This window comes from Pseudomonas sp. RIT-PI-a (assembly GCF_001187875.1).
Classification (GTDB): Bacteria; Pseudomonadota; Gammaproteobacteria; order Pseudomonadales; family Pseudomonadaceae; genus Aquipseudomonas; species Aquipseudomonas coleopterorum.
The window spans coordinates 120,726-135,702 of the sequence record NZ_LGIR01000011.1 but is presented as its reverse complement, the minus strand read 5'-3'; the positions used below and the strand labels follow the sequence as shown (position 1 = coordinate 135,702).

General features: G+C 63.5%; 18 protein-coding genes and 1 tRNA gene. 11 read left to right on the top strand and 8 right to left on the bottom strand.

The window, feature by feature from the left end:
- Window positions 1–42 precede the first annotated feature (42 nt).
- Window positions 43–945 carry a lipid kinase YegS gene (yegS, locus tag AC788_RS02865; RefSeq protein WP_049859119.1) on the bottom strand — a complete coding sequence of 301 codons (903 nt, stop codon included), beginning with the start codon at window positions 943–945 and terminating at the stop codon, window positions 43–45.
- 343 nt (window positions 946–1,288) lie between these two features.
- Here yegS and AC788_RS02860 point away from each other — a divergent pair, with 343 nt between their 5' ends.
- Window positions 1,289–2,758, top strand: coding sequence for a mannose-1-phosphate guanylyltransferase/mannose-6-phosphate isomerase (locus AC788_RS02860; RefSeq protein WP_049859118.1), 1,470 nt, complete (start codon window positions 1,289–1,291; stop codon window positions 2,756–2,758).
- Here the strand turns inward: AC788_RS02860 and AC788_RS02855 are convergent.
- Window positions 2,755–3,969 carry a molybdopterin molybdotransferase MoeA gene (locus tag AC788_RS02855; protein ID WP_049859117.1) on the bottom strand — a complete coding sequence of 405 codons (1,215 nt, stop codon included), beginning with the start codon at window positions 3,967–3,969 and terminating at the stop codon, window positions 2,755–2,757. The genes AC788_RS02860 and AC788_RS02855 overlap by 4 nt on opposite strands.
- Complete coding sequence (gene moaB, locus AC788_RS02850; protein ID WP_049859116.1) at window positions 3,962–4,501, bottom strand: molybdenum cofactor biosynthesis protein B; 540 nt, start codon at window positions 4,499–4,501, stop codon at window positions 3,962–3,964. The genes AC788_RS02855 and moaB overlap by 8 nt, the downstream gene beginning before the upstream one ends.
- Window positions 4,502–4,573: 72 nt before the next feature.
- Between moaB and mobA the strand changes: the two genes are divergently transcribed.
- From mobA to AC788_RS02835, 3 genes are all read left to right on the top strand, one after another.
- Window positions 4,574–5,158 carry a molybdenum cofactor guanylyltransferase MobA gene (gene mobA, locus AC788_RS02845; protein WP_049859115.1) on the top strand — a complete coding sequence of 195 codons (585 nt, stop codon included), beginning with the start codon at window positions 4,574–4,576 and terminating at the stop codon, window positions 5,156–5,158.
- Between the two features lie 113 nt (window positions 5,159–5,271).
- Window positions 5,272–5,493: a YgdI/YgdR family lipoprotein gene (locus AC788_RS02840; RefSeq protein ID WP_049859114.1), complete on the top strand. Its 222-nt coding sequence runs from the start codon at window positions 5,272–5,274 to the stop codon at window positions 5,491–5,493.
- A gap of 62 nt (window positions 5,494–5,555) precedes the next feature.
- Window positions 5,556–5,632: transfer RNA gene (locus AC788_RS02835), tRNA-Pro, on the top strand.
- Window positions 5,633–5,673: 41 nt separating this feature from the next.
- Here the strand turns inward: AC788_RS02835 and AC788_RS02830 are convergent.
- Complete coding sequence (locus AC788_RS02830; protein WP_049859113.1) at window positions 5,674–6,564, bottom strand: pseudouridine synthase; 891 nt, start codon at window positions 6,562–6,564, stop codon at window positions 5,674–5,676.
- 55 nt (window positions 6,565–6,619) lie between these two features.
- Window positions 6,620–6,934, bottom strand: coding sequence for a hypothetical protein (locus AC788_RS02825; protein ID WP_049859112.1), 315 nt, complete (start codon window positions 6,932–6,934; stop codon window positions 6,620–6,622).
- Between the two features lie 180 nt (window positions 6,935–7,114).
- Here AC788_RS02825 and AC788_RS02820 point away from each other — a divergent pair, with 180 nt between their 5' ends.
- The 7 genes from AC788_RS02820 to AC788_RS02790 all read left to right on the top strand — a co-directional run bounded on the left by AC788_RS02820 (window position 7,115) and on the right by AC788_RS02790 (window position 11,296).
- Window positions 7,115–7,429 carry a DUF883 family protein gene (locus AC788_RS02820; RefSeq protein ID WP_049859771.1) on the top strand — a complete coding sequence of 105 codons (315 nt, stop codon included), beginning with the start codon at window positions 7,115–7,117 and terminating at the stop codon, window positions 7,427–7,429.
- A 1-nt stretch (window position 7,430) separates the two neighbouring features.
- A complete protein-coding gene (locus tag AC788_RS02815; protein ID WP_049859111.1) occupies window positions 7,431–7,820 on the top strand; it encodes a phage holin family protein in 390 nt (129 codons plus the stop codon).
- The gene (locus AC788_RS02810) at window positions 7,817–8,188 is read left to right on the top strand and encodes a hypothetical protein (RefSeq protein ID WP_049859110.1); all 372 of its coding nucleotides are present in this window, start codon (window positions 7,817–7,819) and stop codon (window positions 8,186–8,188) included. Before AC788_RS02815 ends, AC788_RS02810 begins: the two co-directional genes overlap by 4 nt.
- A 175-nt stretch (window positions 8,189–8,363) precedes the next feature.
- Window positions 8,364–9,695 carry a deoxyguanosinetriphosphate triphosphohydrolase gene (locus AC788_RS02805; protein WP_049859109.1) on the top strand — a complete coding sequence of 444 codons (1,332 nt, stop codon included), beginning with the start codon at window positions 8,364–8,366 and terminating at the stop codon, window positions 9,693–9,695.
- A 188-nt stretch (window positions 9,696–9,883) separates the two neighbouring features.
- Entirely contained in the window at window positions 9,884–10,510 is a 627-nt protein-coding gene (locus AC788_RS02800) for a response regulator transcription factor (RefSeq protein ID WP_049859108.1), read from the top strand.
- An 8-nt stretch (window positions 10,511–10,518) separates the two neighbouring features.
- The gene (locus tag AC788_RS02795; protein WP_049859107.1) at window positions 10,519–10,848 is read left to right on the top strand and encodes an Hpt domain-containing protein; all 330 of its coding nucleotides are present in this window, start codon (window positions 10,519–10,521) and stop codon (window positions 10,846–10,848) included.
- Between the two features lie 103 nt (window positions 10,849–10,951).
- Window positions 10,952–11,296, top strand: a complete 345-nt coding sequence (locus AC788_RS02790; protein ID WP_049859106.1) for a YggL family protein — start codon at window positions 10,952–10,954, stop codon at window positions 11,294–11,296.
- 53 nt (window positions 11,297–11,349) lie between these two features.
- On the opposite strand, the gene AC788_RS02785 is transcribed toward AC788_RS02790, so the two are convergent.
- From AC788_RS02785 to AC788_RS02775, 3 genes are read right to left on the bottom strand one after another with little or no spacing between them, the layout of a single operon-like run.
- Window positions 11,350–12,261 (bottom strand): hydroxymethylglutaryl-CoA lyase, encoded by a 912-nt coding sequence (locus AC788_RS02785; protein ID WP_049859105.1) that lies wholly within the window; start codon window positions 12,259–12,261, stop codon window positions 11,350–11,352.
- A complete protein-coding gene (locus AC788_RS02780) occupies window positions 12,248–14,179 on the bottom strand; it encodes an acetyl/propionyl/methylcrotonyl-CoA carboxylase subunit alpha (RefSeq protein ID WP_049859104.1) in 1,932 nt (643 codons plus the stop codon). The genes AC788_RS02785 and AC788_RS02780 overlap by 14 nt, the downstream gene beginning before the upstream one ends.
- Window positions 14,176–14,976, bottom strand: coding sequence for an enoyl-CoA hydratase-related protein (locus AC788_RS02775; protein ID WP_049859103.1), 801 nt, complete (start codon window positions 14,974–14,976; stop codon window positions 14,176–14,178). The genes AC788_RS02780 and AC788_RS02775 overlap by 4 nt, the downstream gene beginning before the upstream one ends.
- Window position 14,977 lies beyond the last annotated feature (1 nt).

The following is a 14,977-nucleotide window of genomic DNA, read 5'->3' as shown; positions in this document are numbered from 1 at the left end:
TATCGGCGCTGACGGGAATATCTTGACTGCGGTCGCTGATCTTTATTGGGTCAATCGGCGGCTGAGCAGTGGCGAGCCAGCGGGCAAATGGACCTTCAATGCCTTGGGCATGGCACTGAAGCGCAGATTCTCGCCGCGCAGCGGTTCGCCATCGAGGTTGATGTCGAGGTTTTCCTTGCTGTTGATTTCAACCCAGGGCAGCCGGGCACGGACGAACAGGGTTTCCAGCCCACCGCCGCCGAGCAGGCTTTTCAAGGTGCCGACCACTTCGGTGGGTGCCGGCAGGATGCTGATCTCCAGCAGCCCATCGTCGACCACGGCTTCGGGGCAGAGCTCGTGGCCACCGCCGGCCTGACGACCGTTGCCGATGCCCAGTGCCAACAGGTCGCCTTCCCAGTGGAAGTCCGGACCGCTGAGCGACGCGGAGGCGGCGCGCAATTCGCTGAACCGCGACAGACCGGTGAACAGGTAGGCCGCGCCACCGAGCACTTTCTTCAGGTCTTCGGAGGTGTTGGCCGTGACCTGGCTGCCGAAGCCGCCGGTGGCCATGTTGAGGAACACTTGTCCGCCCACCTCGCCCAGGTCGATCGCCTGGGGTTCGCGGGCAAGCAGCGCCAGCGCAGGTTCGGGTTCCAAGGGCACCCCGGCGGCACGGGCGAAATCGTTGGCCGTGCCCAGGGGCATCAGGACCAGACTGGCATCGGTCTTGGCCAGTGCCATGGCTTCGGCGACATCGCGCAGGGTGCCGTCGCCACCGCCGGCGATGATGTGGGTATACCCCGCTTGCAACGCCTCCTCGACCAGACGCTGGGCATCACCGCCTTCCCAGGTCAGACGCACGGCCAGGTCATTGCCCTGCTCCCGGTAGCGCTCGACCGCAGCGCGTACCTCTTCGTTGGAAGCTTGTTTGCCGTGCAAAATCAGGATTGCCTTGCGCTCGCTCATGCTGCATGTCTCCGGTGACCAATGAGTTGAACTCTGCCTGATATGACCACAGCCGCAGCAAAAAAAGCCCGGACGAAAAGTTTTTAACCATTCGTGCATTTACCACTCGCCAACGGTTCTCGTTTAGGCTTTACTGCGACGCAACTGGCCATCATCGAAGTGGCCGTTACCCCTCCGATTCCTGCACGTCCGGCCCGTCTCCGGCTGGCGGTAGCATTGTCGAATCGCTGACTTCTTCGTTCTGCCCTTTTTTCCATCGACCCTTTCATGCATCCAGCCTGGCTGGTCGTGTACGCCTGCCCATGCAGGTGCCGCCCGCCTTCTCCAACTCGAGGCTCGACCTATGACGACTCTGATTCCCTGCATCATCGCCGGGGGCTCCGGCACCCGCCTGTGGCCCGTATCGCGCGAAGCCATGCCCAAGCCCTTCATGCGCCTGCCGGACGGCGAAAGCCTGTTGCAGAAGACCTTCACCCGTGCCTCGCAACTGCCGGGCGTGGATCGGGTGCTGACCGTGACCAACCGCGAAGTGTTCTTCCGCACCCTGGACGACTACCGCCAACTGAACGATCGCAACGCCCTGCTCGATTTCATTCTCGAGCCTGCCGGTCGTAATACTGCGCCGGCCATCGCCAGCGCTGCCCTGCACGCGGCCAAGCACTACGGCGCCTCGGCGCAGTTGCTGGTGCTGCCGGCCGACCATCTGATTCGCGACATCGACGCGTTCCAGGCAGCCGTCAGCGCGGCACGCAAGAAAGCCGACGAGGGCTGGCTGGTCACCTTCGGCCTGGTGCCGCAAACGCCGGAAACCGGCTTTGGCTACATCGAGCGCGGCGCCGATCTGGGCGACGGCAGCTACCAGGTAGCACGGTTCCGCGAGAAGCCGGATCAGGTCACCGCCCAGGCCTACCTGGACAGCGGTGACTACCTGTGGAACGCCGGCATGTTCTGCATGCGCGTCGACGTACTCCTGCGCGAGCTGGAAAAGCACGCACCGGACGTGCTGCTGGCCGCCACCACCTGCCTGCAGGTCAGCGACATCAAGCAGGGCAACCGTGAGCTGCAGGTCGAACTGGACAGCAGCACCTTTGCCCTGGCACCGGACATCTCGATCGACTATGCCCTGCTCGAACGCTCCGACAAGGTCGCAGTGATTCCCTGCCAGATGGGCTGGAGCGACATCGGCTCGTGGCAGGCCGTGCGCGAGCTGACTCCGGCCGACGCACAAGGCAACCAATGCAACGGCGAGACCGTATTGCATGACGTGAGCAACTGCTACATCGACTCGCCCCGTCGCTTGGTCGGCGCGGTCGGCGTGGACAATCTGGTGGTGATCGACACCCCGGACGCGCTGTTGATCGCCGACGGCAGCCGCACCCAGGACGTCAAGCTGCTCGCCCAGCAACTCAAGCGCCAGGGCCACGACGCCTTCCGCCTGCACCGCACGGTCACCCGCCCATGGGGCACCTACACCATTCTTGAGGAAGGCAAGCGCTTCAAGATCAAGCGAATCGTGGTCAAGCCCGGTGGCACGCTGTCGTTGCAGATGCACCACCACCGCAGCGAGCACTGGATCGTGGTCAGCGGCATGGCTCGGGTCACCAACGGTGACAACGAATTCCTGCTCGACACCAACGAATCGACCTTCATCAAGCAGGGCCACGTGCACCGCCTGGTCAACTCCGGCGTGATCGACTTGGTCATGATCGAAGTGCAGAGCGGCGAATACCTGGGCGAAGACGACATCGTGCGCTTCACCGACATCTACGGCCGCGCACCGGCAGCCGTGGAGTCGGACAAGAGCAAGGTTTAGAACAGCTCGCTGAACGGGATGAAGGTGACCAGGTCGCCTTCAGCCACCGTGCAACCTTCACCGATCTCGACCAGTCCATGGGCCCAGGCGGCGCTGAGCAGCACGCCTGAGCTCTGATTGGGGTAGATCACCACCCGCCCCTGTTCGACACGCCCGCGCAGGTACTCACGACGGGTGCCGGCGCGAGGCCAGGCGAACTCGGCGGGCAGTTGGAAGCGTAGCGGCGCGACGTCCTGTACACCCAGGCGGCGCAGCAGGTAAGGCCGTGCCAGAAGGGTGAAGGTCACCAGTGTAGAAGCGGGATTGCCCGGCAGACCGATGACCGGCACGCCACGAAAGTGGCCGAAGGTCAGCGGCTTGCCGGGTTTGATCGCCAGTTTCCAGAGGGCCAATTGACCCTCCTCGCGCAGGGCGACGCCGAGAAAATCGGCTTCGCCCACCGAGACGCCCCCCGTGGACAGAATCAGGTCCACATCACCCAACGCCGCCAGGCGCTGGCGTGTCTGTTGCAGATCGTCGGGCAGAATCCCGGCATCCACCACTTCGCAGCCCAACCCGCTCAAGGCACTGCACAGCACCTGACGATTGCTGTTGTAGATCTGTCCGGGCCCCAGCGGCTGACCCGGTTCGACCAATTCATCGCCTGTCGACAGTACCGCCACCCGTGGTCGGCGAACCACGTCGATATGGGCCTGCCCCATGGACGCCAGCAACCCCAGCTCGATCGCGCCCAGGCGGCTGCCCGCCGTCAGCAGGCGGTCGCCGATACGGGTTTCCTGCCCTTGCGGACGGATGTTCTGGCCAACTCTCAAGGCCTGGTTGAAGCTCACCCGCTGATCATCCTCGATGCGAGCGTTTTCCTGCATCTCCACGCAGTCGGCGCCGTCCGGCATCGGGGCGCCGGTGAAGATGCGTGCGCAGGTGCCGGGCTCCAGCGGCTCGGGCACGGCGCCGGCGAAGATACGCTGGCTGACGCGCAGGGGTTGACCCTGCCAGTCGTCTCGGCGCAGCGCGTAGCCGTCCATGGCGCTGTTGGGCCAGGGTGGCAGGTCAAGTGTGGCGATCAGGTCATCGGCGAGGACCCGACCGCTGCCTTGGGCCAGGGCGATCTGCTCACGCTCGCGAATGGGCGCGGCATCGGCCATGGCCAGCAGTTGTGCCAGCGCCTGTTCGACCGGCAGCAGCGGCTGCGCCGCCGGCAACTCAGCCACGGCTGACGCAGGGCTCGGCCTGCTTGAGGTGCACGACGAAGTTGCAGGGCCGGTGACGCACGTCCAACTGCTCGGCAAGAATGCCGTCCCAGCCGGTGCGGCAGGCATTGGTCGAGCCCGGCAGGCAGCACACCAAAGTGCCATTGGCGAGCCCGGCCAGGGCGCGGGACTGCACGGTCGAAGTGCCGATGTCGGCCACGGAGATCTGCCGGAACAGCTCGCCGAAGCCGTCGACCTGCTTGTCCAGCAGGCAGCTGACGGCTTCCGGGGTACTATCGCGACCGGTGAAGCCGGTGCCGCCAGTGATCAGCACCACCTGGCATTGATCGTCGGCGATCCACTGCGCCACCTGGGCGCGGATCTTGTACAGGTCGTCCTTGAGCAGCGCGCGGGCATAGAGACCGTGACCGGCCGCACTGAGGCGATCGACGAACAACTGACCGGAGGTGTCGGTTTCCACGGTGCGGGTGTCGCTCACCGTCAAGACGGCAATATTGAGGGGCACGAAGGGTACATCTGCCTTGGCTTTCATTGGCGAGGTCCGGTTGTCTGATGGAATGGGCGGTGTTATATCACAGCCCCCAGCCACTGTCCGAGCGCCCGAATGAACGCTGCCGATACCCTGCCCCTCTGCTCTGTCCTGCTCCTGGCAGGTGGCCGCGGCCAACGCATGGGGGGCCGTGACAAAGGCCTGATCGACTGGCGTGGCCAGCCGTTGATCCAGCATCTGCAGCGCTGTGTACGGCCAATGACCGATGACCTGATCATTTCCTGCAACCGCAACCACGAGCACTACGCCGCCTTTGCCGATCGGTTGGTGCACGACCAGAGCAGCGACTTCCCGGGACCGATGGCCGGGATGATCGCCGGGCTGGAGGCTGCGCGGCACCCGTTGCTGCTGGTGCTGCCCTGCGACGTGCCGGGGGTGGACTCTGCGTTGCTCGCTGCCATGCGCCAGACCCAGCAAAGGCACCCGGAACAGCCACTGATGGTCCGCCAGGGCGAGTTCTGGGAACCGCTGCTGTGCATCGTGCCCAAGGCCCATCTGACCGCGATGCGTCAGGCCTGGGATGCCGGCGAACGCAGTCCGCGGCGTGTGCTCCTGGCGCTCGGCGCACAGGCACTGCAATGCGCCGAGGATGATCCACGCTTGGCCAATCTCAACACGCCGCAATTGCTGGGTCGCTGACAGCGTTCTCAGGCGCTAGACTGTGACGGTCGGGCCAACGGAACTTTGCTGGCACAAATACCGTCTCACCCCCGTATACGCCAGTACCCTTTTTTGTTTTGTGGAGAAACATAATGACTCACCGGATCCTTCCCGCCTTCATGCTCGCGCTGGGCCTGGCATCGCTCGCCGGTTGCGCATCGCCTACCGTGATCACCCTCAATGACGGTCGTGAAATCCAGGCAGTGGATACCCCCTCCTACGACGAAGACGCTGGCTTCTACGAATTCAAGCAGCTGGACGGCAAGACCACTCGGGTCAACAAGGACCAGGTGCGGACCGTCAAGGAGCTGTAATGGCCGGGCGCTTTTTGCGGTGACATCACCGCAGGCGCGCCCTGCAGCACGTTTGAAGATCACGGAGTGTAGCGCAGCCAGGTAGCGCGTCTCGTTCGGGACGAGAAGGCCGCAGGTTCGAATCCTGCCTCTCCGACCATCTGCAAGAAAAAGCCCGCCTTTCGGCGGGCTTTTTTCGTTCTAGAACGCCAGGCTCAGGCGCGTTTCGAAGCTGCGCAATCGCCCGTCGAGCGGATCCTGGAACTGCAGCGACCGAGCCAGCAGCTTCAAGGGCCGGGCATAGTCGTCCACCTCGGTGTCGATCAACTGCGGGTAGAACGGATCGTTGCAGATACTGGCGCCCAGTGCGGTCATGTGTACCCGCAACTGATGGGTCTTGCCCGTCACCGGGTTGAGCACATAGCGCCACAGGTGCTCGCCTTTTTCGGCGACCTCGATGCGGGTTTCGCTATTGTTCTGCCCCGGCGCCTCGCGCATGCGGAAGAACGGTTCGCCGTGTTCCAGGCGGCTCCGGTGCACGAGGGGAAACTGCAGCTCGGGCAGCGCGGGCGCGATGGCTTCATAGCGCTTTTCGATCTGGCGGGTGGGAAACAGTTGCTGATAGACACTGCGCGTCTGCGGGTTGGCCGAGAACAGCACCAGGCCGGCGGTGTGTCGATCGATGCGGTGCAGCGGCACCAGATGCGGGTTGTCGAGACGACGGATCAAACGGCGCAGCAACGTGTGCTCGACATATTCGCCCGTCGGAGTCACCGGCAGAAAGTGCGGCTTGTCGGCAACCACCAGGTGTTCGTCGACGTGCAGCACCTGCTCTTGCGCCGCGATCGGCCGCTCGTTCGGTACTTCACGGAAATAGTGGATGCGCAGACCCTGCTTGTAGGCATGGGCGGGACCGATGGGCACGCCCTCGGCATCCAGCACCCGGTCTCGGGCCATGCGGCTCAACCACTGGGCGCGGTCGATGGCCTGGAAATGTTCGCAGAGGCAGTCCAGCACGGTCGCCCAGTTGCCAGGGGGCAGGCACAGGGTACTGGCCTGGTGAGCCGCGGGGTCGAACTTGGGTGCAGACATGCCTTGATTCCACGATCGTTTCAGACCGCGATTATCGCCCACGGCGACACGGCTGTCATCGCGCGTGGACGGCCTGCGCCGCTTCGGTAAACTCCTTGAGCCAGCGCAGCACGTCCACTGCATCCCAGCGGGTGGGATCGTACAAGGCATACAGCAAGCCGTTGTAGCCGACCACGTCCAACGGACGGTGATAACCGGCACGCTGGAAAAGTGCTTCTACTTCGGCAAAGCAGGTGTTGAAGTGCAGCTTGCTGAAAGGCGTCTTGCCTTCGGTGACCAGGCCGTCGAGACGCAGCTCGAGCACCGCCTCCCGGACCACATCCGGGCTCATGCGGTTGACGCTGTACTTGAGTTGTTCGACGTTGAGCATGGGTAACGAGTTATCCATATACTGTATCTTTATACAGCATAAGCGAGCTGCCAATGGCCAGTCAATTGCACCCACACAGGTGATTTTGGGCTATACAGGAGAAAGCCCCGCGTAATGGCACTGAACCTTCGGGATCACCCCTACTCGAAACATCCAGACGCCACCCATATGGAGATCAACATGGCCACCCCGACCACCAAAGCAGCTCAAGAAGTTCTCAAAGCGGATTTTCAAGCACTGGTCCGTGACACCGAAAAACTGCTCGAGCACACTGCGAGCATCGCCGGTACCCAGGCTGAAGAGCTGCGTGCGCAGATCAACGAAAGCCTGCTCAAGGCTCGCGAATCCCTGCAGCAGACCAAGGAAACCGCAGCCGAGCGCAGCCAGGAGGCCGTAGTCGCGGCCGAAGGCTACGTGCAGGAAAATCCTTGGCAGTCCGTCGGCATCGCTGCCGGTGTAGGCTTCCTTCTGGGCCTGCTGGCTACAAGGCACTGATATGTCCCTCCTCGACTCCGATACCACAGACAACAGCACCGGCTCCACGTCCCGGCGCCTGGGTGCTGCCATGCTCGGCCTGCTGCGCAGTCATGTCGAACTGTTCGGCATCGAGTTGCAGGAGCAGAAATCACGAACCGTCAGTCTGTTGCTTTTCGCAGGGCTGGCCCTGGTCTTCGCGCTGCTGGCACTGGTCGCGTTGTCCGGTCTCATCCTGATTCTGCTGTGGGACAACTACCGCATGGCCGGCATGGTCGGCCTGGCGGTGTTCTACGTGCTGGCCGGTATCTTCTGCGCCTTCCGCCTCAAGGCGGCGGTGTTCGATGAATCCTCGCCGTTCAGTGGAACACTGGAAGAACTGGCCAACGACAGGGAGCGACTGCTGCCATGAGCCGAACCGAACCCACCAGCGCGCAATCGCGGCGCGACATGCGCAAATCGTTGATTCGCCTGCGCATGGAGATGCATCGTCAGGAGCTGCGGCATGAGTCGCGGCAACTGGTCAATCCGCTCAACCGCCTGCGCGGTCTGGGTCAGTCGGTGCAAACCGGCATGGGCATCAAGCATGCTTCGCTCTGGGGTATTGCCGGGGTCACGCTGATGGGCTTCCTGACCGGACGCGGGGCTGGCAACAGCGTCCGTGCCCCGGTGGTGGCTCCGGTGCGTGCCCCTGGTCGCCTGTCTCGACTGGCGAAAGTCGGCGCCACCCTGTTGCCGCTGATCAAGCTGGCCATGCAGGGCACTGCGCGCAGACGCTAGCATTGCAGCACAAGGCAACCCGGATGCGGTCTTCACTGCGTCCGGGTTGCTTTTTTTTGCTCGACGTTCAGGCCCGCAATGCACTTTTCGATACGTTCACGGCCCGCTGCCAGCCTTGCCAGCCGGCCTGCGCAGGCCGACACTGCAGGCTCGATTGGCTCCCGGAGGAATCGCCTTGGATTGGCACACACTGCTTACACGCGAACGCTTGGGCAAGCCCCTGCACAGCCCTGAAGAACTGGGCCGCAGCCCGTTCCACAAGGATCACGACCGCATCATCTTTTCCGGTGCCTTCCGCCGACTGGGGCGCAAGACCCAGGTGCATCCTGTTTCCAGCAACGACCACATCCACACGCGCCTGACCCATTCGCTGGAAGTCAGTTGTGTGGGCCGCTCCCTGGGCATGCGCGTGGGCGAAACCCTGCGCGATCAATTGCCGCAATGGTGCGAGCCCAGCGACCTGGGCATGGTGGTGCAGTCGGCCTGCCTGGCCCATGACATCGGCAACCCCCCCTTCGGCCATTCCGGGGAAGACGCGATTCGCCACTGGTTCCGCCAGGCGGCAGGACGCGGCTGGCTCGATGCGATGAGCGAAGTGGAGCGCAACGACTTCCTCAACTTCGAGGGCAATGCCCAAGGCTTTCGTGTGCTCACCCAGCTGGAATATCACCAGTTCGACGGCGGCACCCGGCTGACCTATGCCACCTTGGGTACCTACCTCAAGTATCCCTGGACCGCGCGCCATGCCGACGCCCTGGGCTACAAGAAGCACAAGTTCGGTTGCTATCAGAGCGAGCTGCCGCTGCTGGAGCAGATTGCCGGCAAGCTGGGCCTGCCGCTGCTCGAAGAGCAGCGCTGGGCCAGGCACCCGCTGGTGTACCTGATGGAGGCAGCGGATGACATCTGCTACGGCCTGATCGACCTGGAAGACGGCCTAGAAATGGAGTTGCTCGACTATGCCGAGGTCGAAGCCTTGCTGCTCGATCTGGTGGGCGACGACATCCCCGACACCTACCGCCAACTGGGGCCGCTGGACTCGCGCCGACGCAAACTGGCGATCCTGCGGGGCAAGGCCATCGAGCACCTGACCAATGCGGCCGCACGCGCGTTCGTCGAACAGCAAGAGGCGCTGTTGGCCGGCCAGCTGAGTGGCGATCTGGTCGAGCACATGCATGGCCCGGCCAAGCGCTGCGTGCTCGATGCCAAGGACATGGCGCGCAAGAAGATCTTCCAGGACAAGCGCAAGACCCTGCACGAGATCGGCGCCTACACCACGCTCGAAGTGCTGCTCAACGCCTTCTGTGGCGCGGCGCTGGAGCAGCACACCACCGGTAAGCTGTCGTTCAAGCACCAGCGCATTCTCGATCTGCTGGGTCACAACGCACCGCAACCGGATTGGCCGCTGCACAAGTCGTTTCTGCGCATGATTGACTTCATCGCGGGCATGACCGACAGCTATGCCGCGGAGATGGCCGGAGAAATGACCGGGCGTTCCAGCTCGTTCTAGTAGAGCGTATTGAAATAAACGAATACAAACGATAGTTGACTCTTTTGAATCAAACTATCTTTGTATTCCGTTACGCTTAATTCTGTAGGAAGTTTCCTAGAATCATACTTTGCAGGGTCCGTTCGTATGCCCTTTTGAGCAACTGGGCTAAGGTGCGCGCTTTTACTGGATCGTTCAGGAGAGGCTGCATGCGTAATGTATTCATCATCGATGATCACCCTGTCATTCGGCTGGCCGTCAGAATGATTCTGGAAAACGAAGGCTACTGCGTTGTCGGCGAAAGCGACAACGGGGTGGATGCGATGCAGATGGTGCGCGAGTGCCAACCCGACCTCCTGATTCTCGATATCAGTATTCCCAAGCTCGACGGGCTGGAAGTCCTGACCCGGTTCCACGGCATGAACGTGCCGTTCAAGATCCTGGTATTGACCGCGCAGGCTCCGGCCTTGTTCGCCATACGCTGCATGCAGTCGGGCGCCGCCGGTTTCGTCTGCAAGCAGGAGGCACTCAGCGAGTTGATCAGCGCCGTGCGCGCGGTGTTTTCCGGTTATAACTATTTTCCCAGCCAGGCGTTGATCCCCTCACGCGAAGACGACGGGCAACTTCAGGAACTTGAATTGTTCAAGGCCATCAATGACCGTGAGTTGATGGTCCTGCAATTGTTTGCCCAAGGCCGCAGCAACAAGGAAATAGCCACTGGCATGTTTCTGAGCAACAAAACCGTCAGCACCTACAAGAAGCGCCTCATGCAGAAACTTCAGGCCAATTCGCTGGTGGAACTTATCGAAATGGCCAAGCGCAATGCATTGGTGTGATTGAGCGCATGAACACGATCGACCAACTTCAAGCCCTGACCGGGGGCAACAGGGCATTGACGCGGCGACTGCTCGAAGAAGTGTTGCGCAGTTGCACGGACGACGGTCAGCAATTGCTCGCCATTGCTCACGATGATCATCCACGGATAGTGGACATTGCCCACAAGATCCATGGCGCGGCTCGGATCGTGCAGGCACGTGCCGTGTATGAAGCGTGTGAGGCGCTGGAAGCGAGCACGGCACAGGACGACCTGGAGCCGCTGCGCGAAGCCCTGCACCTGGCCCTGACGCAATTGCAGGCCGAACTGGGGCAGACCCTGGCCGGGTTGGACCCGTGATTGCCAGGGTCAGACTGGCAGTGGTTCATTTTGTCACTGAATCGGGCAGGCGCTCGGCTTAACTGGTAGACTGCGCCGCGATATTACCTAAGAGGATTGTTTCATGGCCACTAACCGCTCCCGTCGTCTGCGCAAAAAACTGTGCGTCGACGAATTCCAGGAATTGGGTTTCGAATTGAACCTGGACTTCAAGGAGGATTTGGGTGACGAGGCAATCGACGCATTCCTCGACGCATTCCTGACCGAGGCGATGGATGCCAACGGCCTGGACTATGTTGGCGGCGACGACTTCGGTCTGGTGTGCTCGGCCAAGCGTGGTTCGGTCACCGAAGAGCAGCGCAGCACCGTCGAAGCGTGGCTCAAGGGCCGCGATGAACTGACCCGCGTCGAAGTCAGCGAATTGCTGGACGCTTGGTACCCAGAGAAGCCGATCAACCCGGCTGCTTGATGTACCCCTGAAAAAGGCCATCTGCGGATGGCCTTTTTTGTGGGCGCGATTTGCTACCGCGCCCCGGAAGCGCCGATACGGGCGCGTGCCACGCGCGACGCGCTCTGCCGGCCCAGCGCGAGCATGATCGCCTGGCCGGCCTGGACGACCCGATCCAGATCCACACCGGTCGAGATGCCCAGCCCGTGCAGCAGATAGAGGACATCCTCGGTCGCCACATTGCCGCTGGCGCCGGGGGCATAGGGACAACCTCCCAGCCCTGCCACGGAACTGTCGAACACCTGGACGCCCTCCAGCAGGCAGGCATAGATATTGGCCACCGCCTGGCCATAGGTGTCGTGAAAGTGCCCGGCCAGCTGCCCACGTGGCACCCGCTGCGCGACGGTGTCGATCAATCGCCTCGCCGCACCAGGCGTACCGATGCCCAGGGTGTCGCCCAACGACAGTTCGTAGCAGCCCATCTGCAGCATGGTATCGGCCACGTCGCGCACCCGCTCCGGCGCGATGTCGCCCTCGTACGGACAGCCCAGCACGCAGGACACGTAGCCGCGCACCTTGATGCCGTGGGCGACGGCGGCAGCGAGCACCGGCTCGAAGCGTTGCAGGCTCTGCGCGATGGAACAGTTGATGTTGCGCTGGGAGAAGGATTCGGACGCGGCGGCGAACACCGCCACCTCGGACGCGCCTGCGGCGATGGCCGCTTCGAAGCCTTGCAGGTTGGGCGTCAGCGCAGCGTAGGTCACGCTTGGCGCGCGCGCGATGGCGGCGAAGACCGCCGCGCTGTCGGCCATCTGCGGCACCCAACGCGGCGATACGAAGCTGCCGACCTCCACATGCTCGAGGCCCGCCGCGACCAAGGCGTCGACCAGCGCCACCTTGTCCTCGGCACGAACTCGGCCCTGTTCGTTCTGCAGGCCGTCACGTGGGCCGACTTCGACGATCCGCACCCGCTCAGGCAGCATGATCGGCCTCCTGCATCTCGATCAACACAGTGCCTTCGCTGACCATCTGGCCTTCTTCGCAGCACAACGCCCGGATCACGCCCGCCCGGCTGGCGCGCACGGTGTGTTCCATTTTCATGGCCTCCAGCACCACCAGACCATCGCCCTGCTCGACCGCCTGACCTGGGCTGACCAGCAGGCGGACAATGCTGCCGTTCATGGGCGCCGCCAGCGAACCCTCCAGCACCGCACCCGCGGTACCTGCGGACAGGGCGTCGACCGGGCTGACCTCGTAGGGATCGCCCTGCCAGTACAGGTAAACAACGTCGCCGCGACGGCCGATCAGCCGGGTTTCATCCAGGCCCGATGGCGCTGCCAGGCTGACCGTGCACAATCGGGTCTGCGCGCCACAGCGTAGATCCAGCGTGGCTTGCGCAGGTGCCAGCAGGCGCCAGCCCGTCGGTGCGCTCCAGGGTGAATGCCGGTCCTGCTCGCACACACTGTTCGGGGGCGAGCGCAGGTACGCCCGCGCGGCGCTTTGCCAGAAGGCCTGGGTCAACGTCGGGGGGGTGGGCAACAGCGCTGGGGTATGCCGTTCGATGAAACCCGTGTCGACTTCGCCCTGAGCGAAGGCGGGCGTGGCAAGGATGCGTTGCAGCAGCGCCAGATTGCTCTTGATTCCGCCGACCGCGGTTTCGCCCAGCATGGCCAGCAGGCGCAGGCGGGCCTCTTCGCGGGTTTCGCCCCAGGCGATGAGTTTGGCGATCATCGGGTCATAAAAAGGGGAAATCGTGTCACCTTCGCGCACCGCGCTGTCCACCCGCCGGCCAGGCCCGGCTGCCGGCTCGCGGTACAGCGCCAGTTGCCCGCTGGCAGGCAGGAAGCCGCCCGCAGGGTCCTCGGCGTACAGACGCACTTCGATGGCATGGCCGATCAAGGGCACCTGTTCCTGAGTCAGCGGCAAGGCTTCGCCGCGGGCGACACGGATCTGCCAGGCCACCAGGTCCAGCCCGGTGATGGCTTCGGTCACCGGATGCTCGACCTGCAAGCGGGTATTCATCTCCATGAAGTAGAAACGAGCGTCGCTATCGAGCAGGAATTCGACGGTGCCAGCGCCGACGTAGCCAATGGCCTGGGCGGCGCGCACGGCGGCTTCGCCCATGGCTCGGCGCAAGGACGCATCGAGCCCCGGCGCCGGTGCCTCCTCCAGCACTTTCTGATGCCGGCGCTGGATGGAGCAATCGCGTTCATGCAGGTAGAGACAGTGCCCGTGACCATCGGCAAAGACCTGGATCTCGACGTGCCGCGGGGCCGCCAGGTATTTTTCGACCAGCATGTGCCCGTCGCCGAAGGCGGCCAGCGCCTCCCGTCGTGCGGAGTCCAGGGCAGGCCCCAGCTGGGCGGCCGATTCGGCCCCCTTCATGCCTTTGCCGCCGCCGCCCGCCGCGGCCTTCAGCAGCACCGGGTAACCAATGCGCTGGGCGGCGTCGACAAACGTCTGCAGGTCCTGGGCACTGTCGTGATAGCCCGGCACCAGTGGCACCCCGGCCTGTTCCATCAAGGCCTTGGCTGCGGACTTGCTGCCCATGGCTTCGATGGCCTCGGCGGGCGGGCCGAGAAACAGGATGCCCTCGTGCGCGAGGCGCCGGGCGAAGGCGGCGTTTTCCGAGAGAAAACCGTAGCCGGGATGAACCGCATCCGCCCCACAGGCCAGCGCCGCAGCGACCACTTTGTCGATCTGCAGGTAGCTGTCGGCAGGCTTGCTGCCACCCAGGGGGATGGCAAGATCGGCCTCGTGCACATGGCGAGCATCGGCGTCGGCTTCGCTGTAGATCGCTACGCTGCGGATGCCCATGGCTCTGGCGGTACGAATGATGCGACAGGCGATCTCGCCGCGGTTGGCGATCAACAGGGTTCCGAGGGTCTGGGTGGACGGTTTCATGGCAACACCTCGGCCCAGGCGGGCGCGCGTTTTTCGAAAAAGGCTTGCATGCCTTCCTGACCCTCGGCGCTGATACGCAGGCGAGCGATCAGGGCTTGCGCGCAGGCTTGGCGTGGCGCCGTGGCCTGGCCATCACCGATCTCCAGCAGCAGCGCCTTGCAGGCACGCATGGCTTCGGGACCGTTGCCGAGCAGGCGGCGCGTCCAGTCCTGCACCGCCTGTTCCAGCTCGGCACGTGGATACACTTCATCGAGCAGCCCCAACTCCCTGGCTCGCGGGGCATCGAAGCGCTCGGCGGTCAGGGCGTAGCGGCGCGCCGCGCGCGGCCCCATGGCCTGGACCACGTAGGGACTGATCACCGCCGGAGCCAGACCCAGGCGCACCTCGCTCAGGCTGAACAGCGCATCGTCGGCGGCGATGGCCATGTCGCAACAACTGACCAAGCCCATCGCCCCGGCGAACGCAGCCCCTTGCACCACCGCGACCGTCGGCAGTGGCAGGCGCTGCAGTTGCTCCATGAGCTGACCCAAACGCGCGGCTTCAGCGAGGTTTTCCGCGTAGCTCAAGCGAGCGCTGGCCTGCATCCAGGCCAGATCGGCGCCCGCGCTGAAGTGGCGGCCATGGCCGCGCAGGAACATGAAGCGCAATGCCGGCTGTTGGCTGATCCGATCGAAGGCTTCATGCAGCTCCTCCAGCATGAGCGCATTGAAAGCATTGTTTTTGTCCGGCCGATCGAGCCAGACGCTGGCGACCTGGTCGGCGCTGATGTGCAGCTGTACCGTGGAAAATTCGTGCATA

Excerpts from the sequence above, each read along its gene's own strand:
- yegS (WP_049859119.1), bottom strand. The coding sequence starts at position 945 with ATGAGCGAGCGCAAGGCAATCCTGATTTTGCACGGCAAACAAGCTTCC.
- AC788_RS02860 (WP_049859118.1), top strand. The coding sequence starts at position 1,289 with ATGACGACTCTGATTCCCTGCATCATCGCCGGGGGCTCCGGCACCCGC.
- moaB (WP_049859116.1), bottom strand. The coding sequence starts at position 4,501 with ATGAAAGCCAAGGCAGATGTACCCTTCGTGCCCCTCAATATTGCCGTC.
- mobA (WP_049859115.1), top strand. The coding sequence starts at position 4,574 with ATGAACGCTGCCGATACCCTGCCCCTCTGCTCTGTCCTGCTCCTGGCA.
- AC788_RS02840 (WP_049859114.1), top strand. The coding sequence starts at position 5,272 with ATGACTCACCGGATCCTTCCCGCCTTCATGCTCGCGCTGGGCCTGGCA.
- AC788_RS02830 (WP_049859113.1), bottom strand. The coding sequence starts at position 6,564 with ATGTCTGCACCCAAGTTCGACCCCGCGGCTCACCAGGCCAGTACCCTG.
- AC788_RS02825 (WP_049859112.1), bottom strand. The coding sequence starts at position 6,934 with ATGCTCAACGTCGAACAACTCAAGTACAGCGTCAACCGCATGAGCCCG.
- AC788_RS02820 (WP_049859771.1), top strand. The coding sequence starts at position 7,115 with ATGGCCACCCCGACCACCAAAGCAGCTCAAGAAGTTCTCAAAGCGGAT.
- AC788_RS02815 (WP_049859111.1), top strand. The coding sequence starts at position 7,431 with ATGTCCCTCCTCGACTCCGATACCACAGACAACAGCACCGGCTCCACG.
- AC788_RS02810 (WP_049859110.1), top strand. The coding sequence starts at position 7,817 with ATGAGCCGAACCGAACCCACCAGCGCGCAATCGCGGCGCGACATGCGC.
- AC788_RS02800 (WP_049859108.1), top strand. The coding sequence starts at position 9,884 with ATGCGTAATGTATTCATCATCGATGATCACCCTGTCATTCGGCTGGCC.
- AC788_RS02795 (WP_049859107.1), top strand. The coding sequence starts at position 10,519 with ATGAACACGATCGACCAACTTCAAGCCCTGACCGGGGGCAACAGGGCA.
- AC788_RS02790 (WP_049859106.1), top strand. The coding sequence starts at position 10,952 with ATGGCCACTAACCGCTCCCGTCGTCTGCGCAAAAAACTGTGCGTCGAC.
- AC788_RS02780 (WP_049859104.1), bottom strand. The coding sequence starts at position 14,179 with ATGAAACCGTCCACCCAGACCCTCGGAACCCTGTTGATCGCCAACCGC.
- AC788_RS02775 (WP_049859103.1), bottom strand. The coding sequence starts at position 14,976 with ATGCACGAATTTTCCACGGTACAGCTGCACATCAGCGCCGACCAGGTC.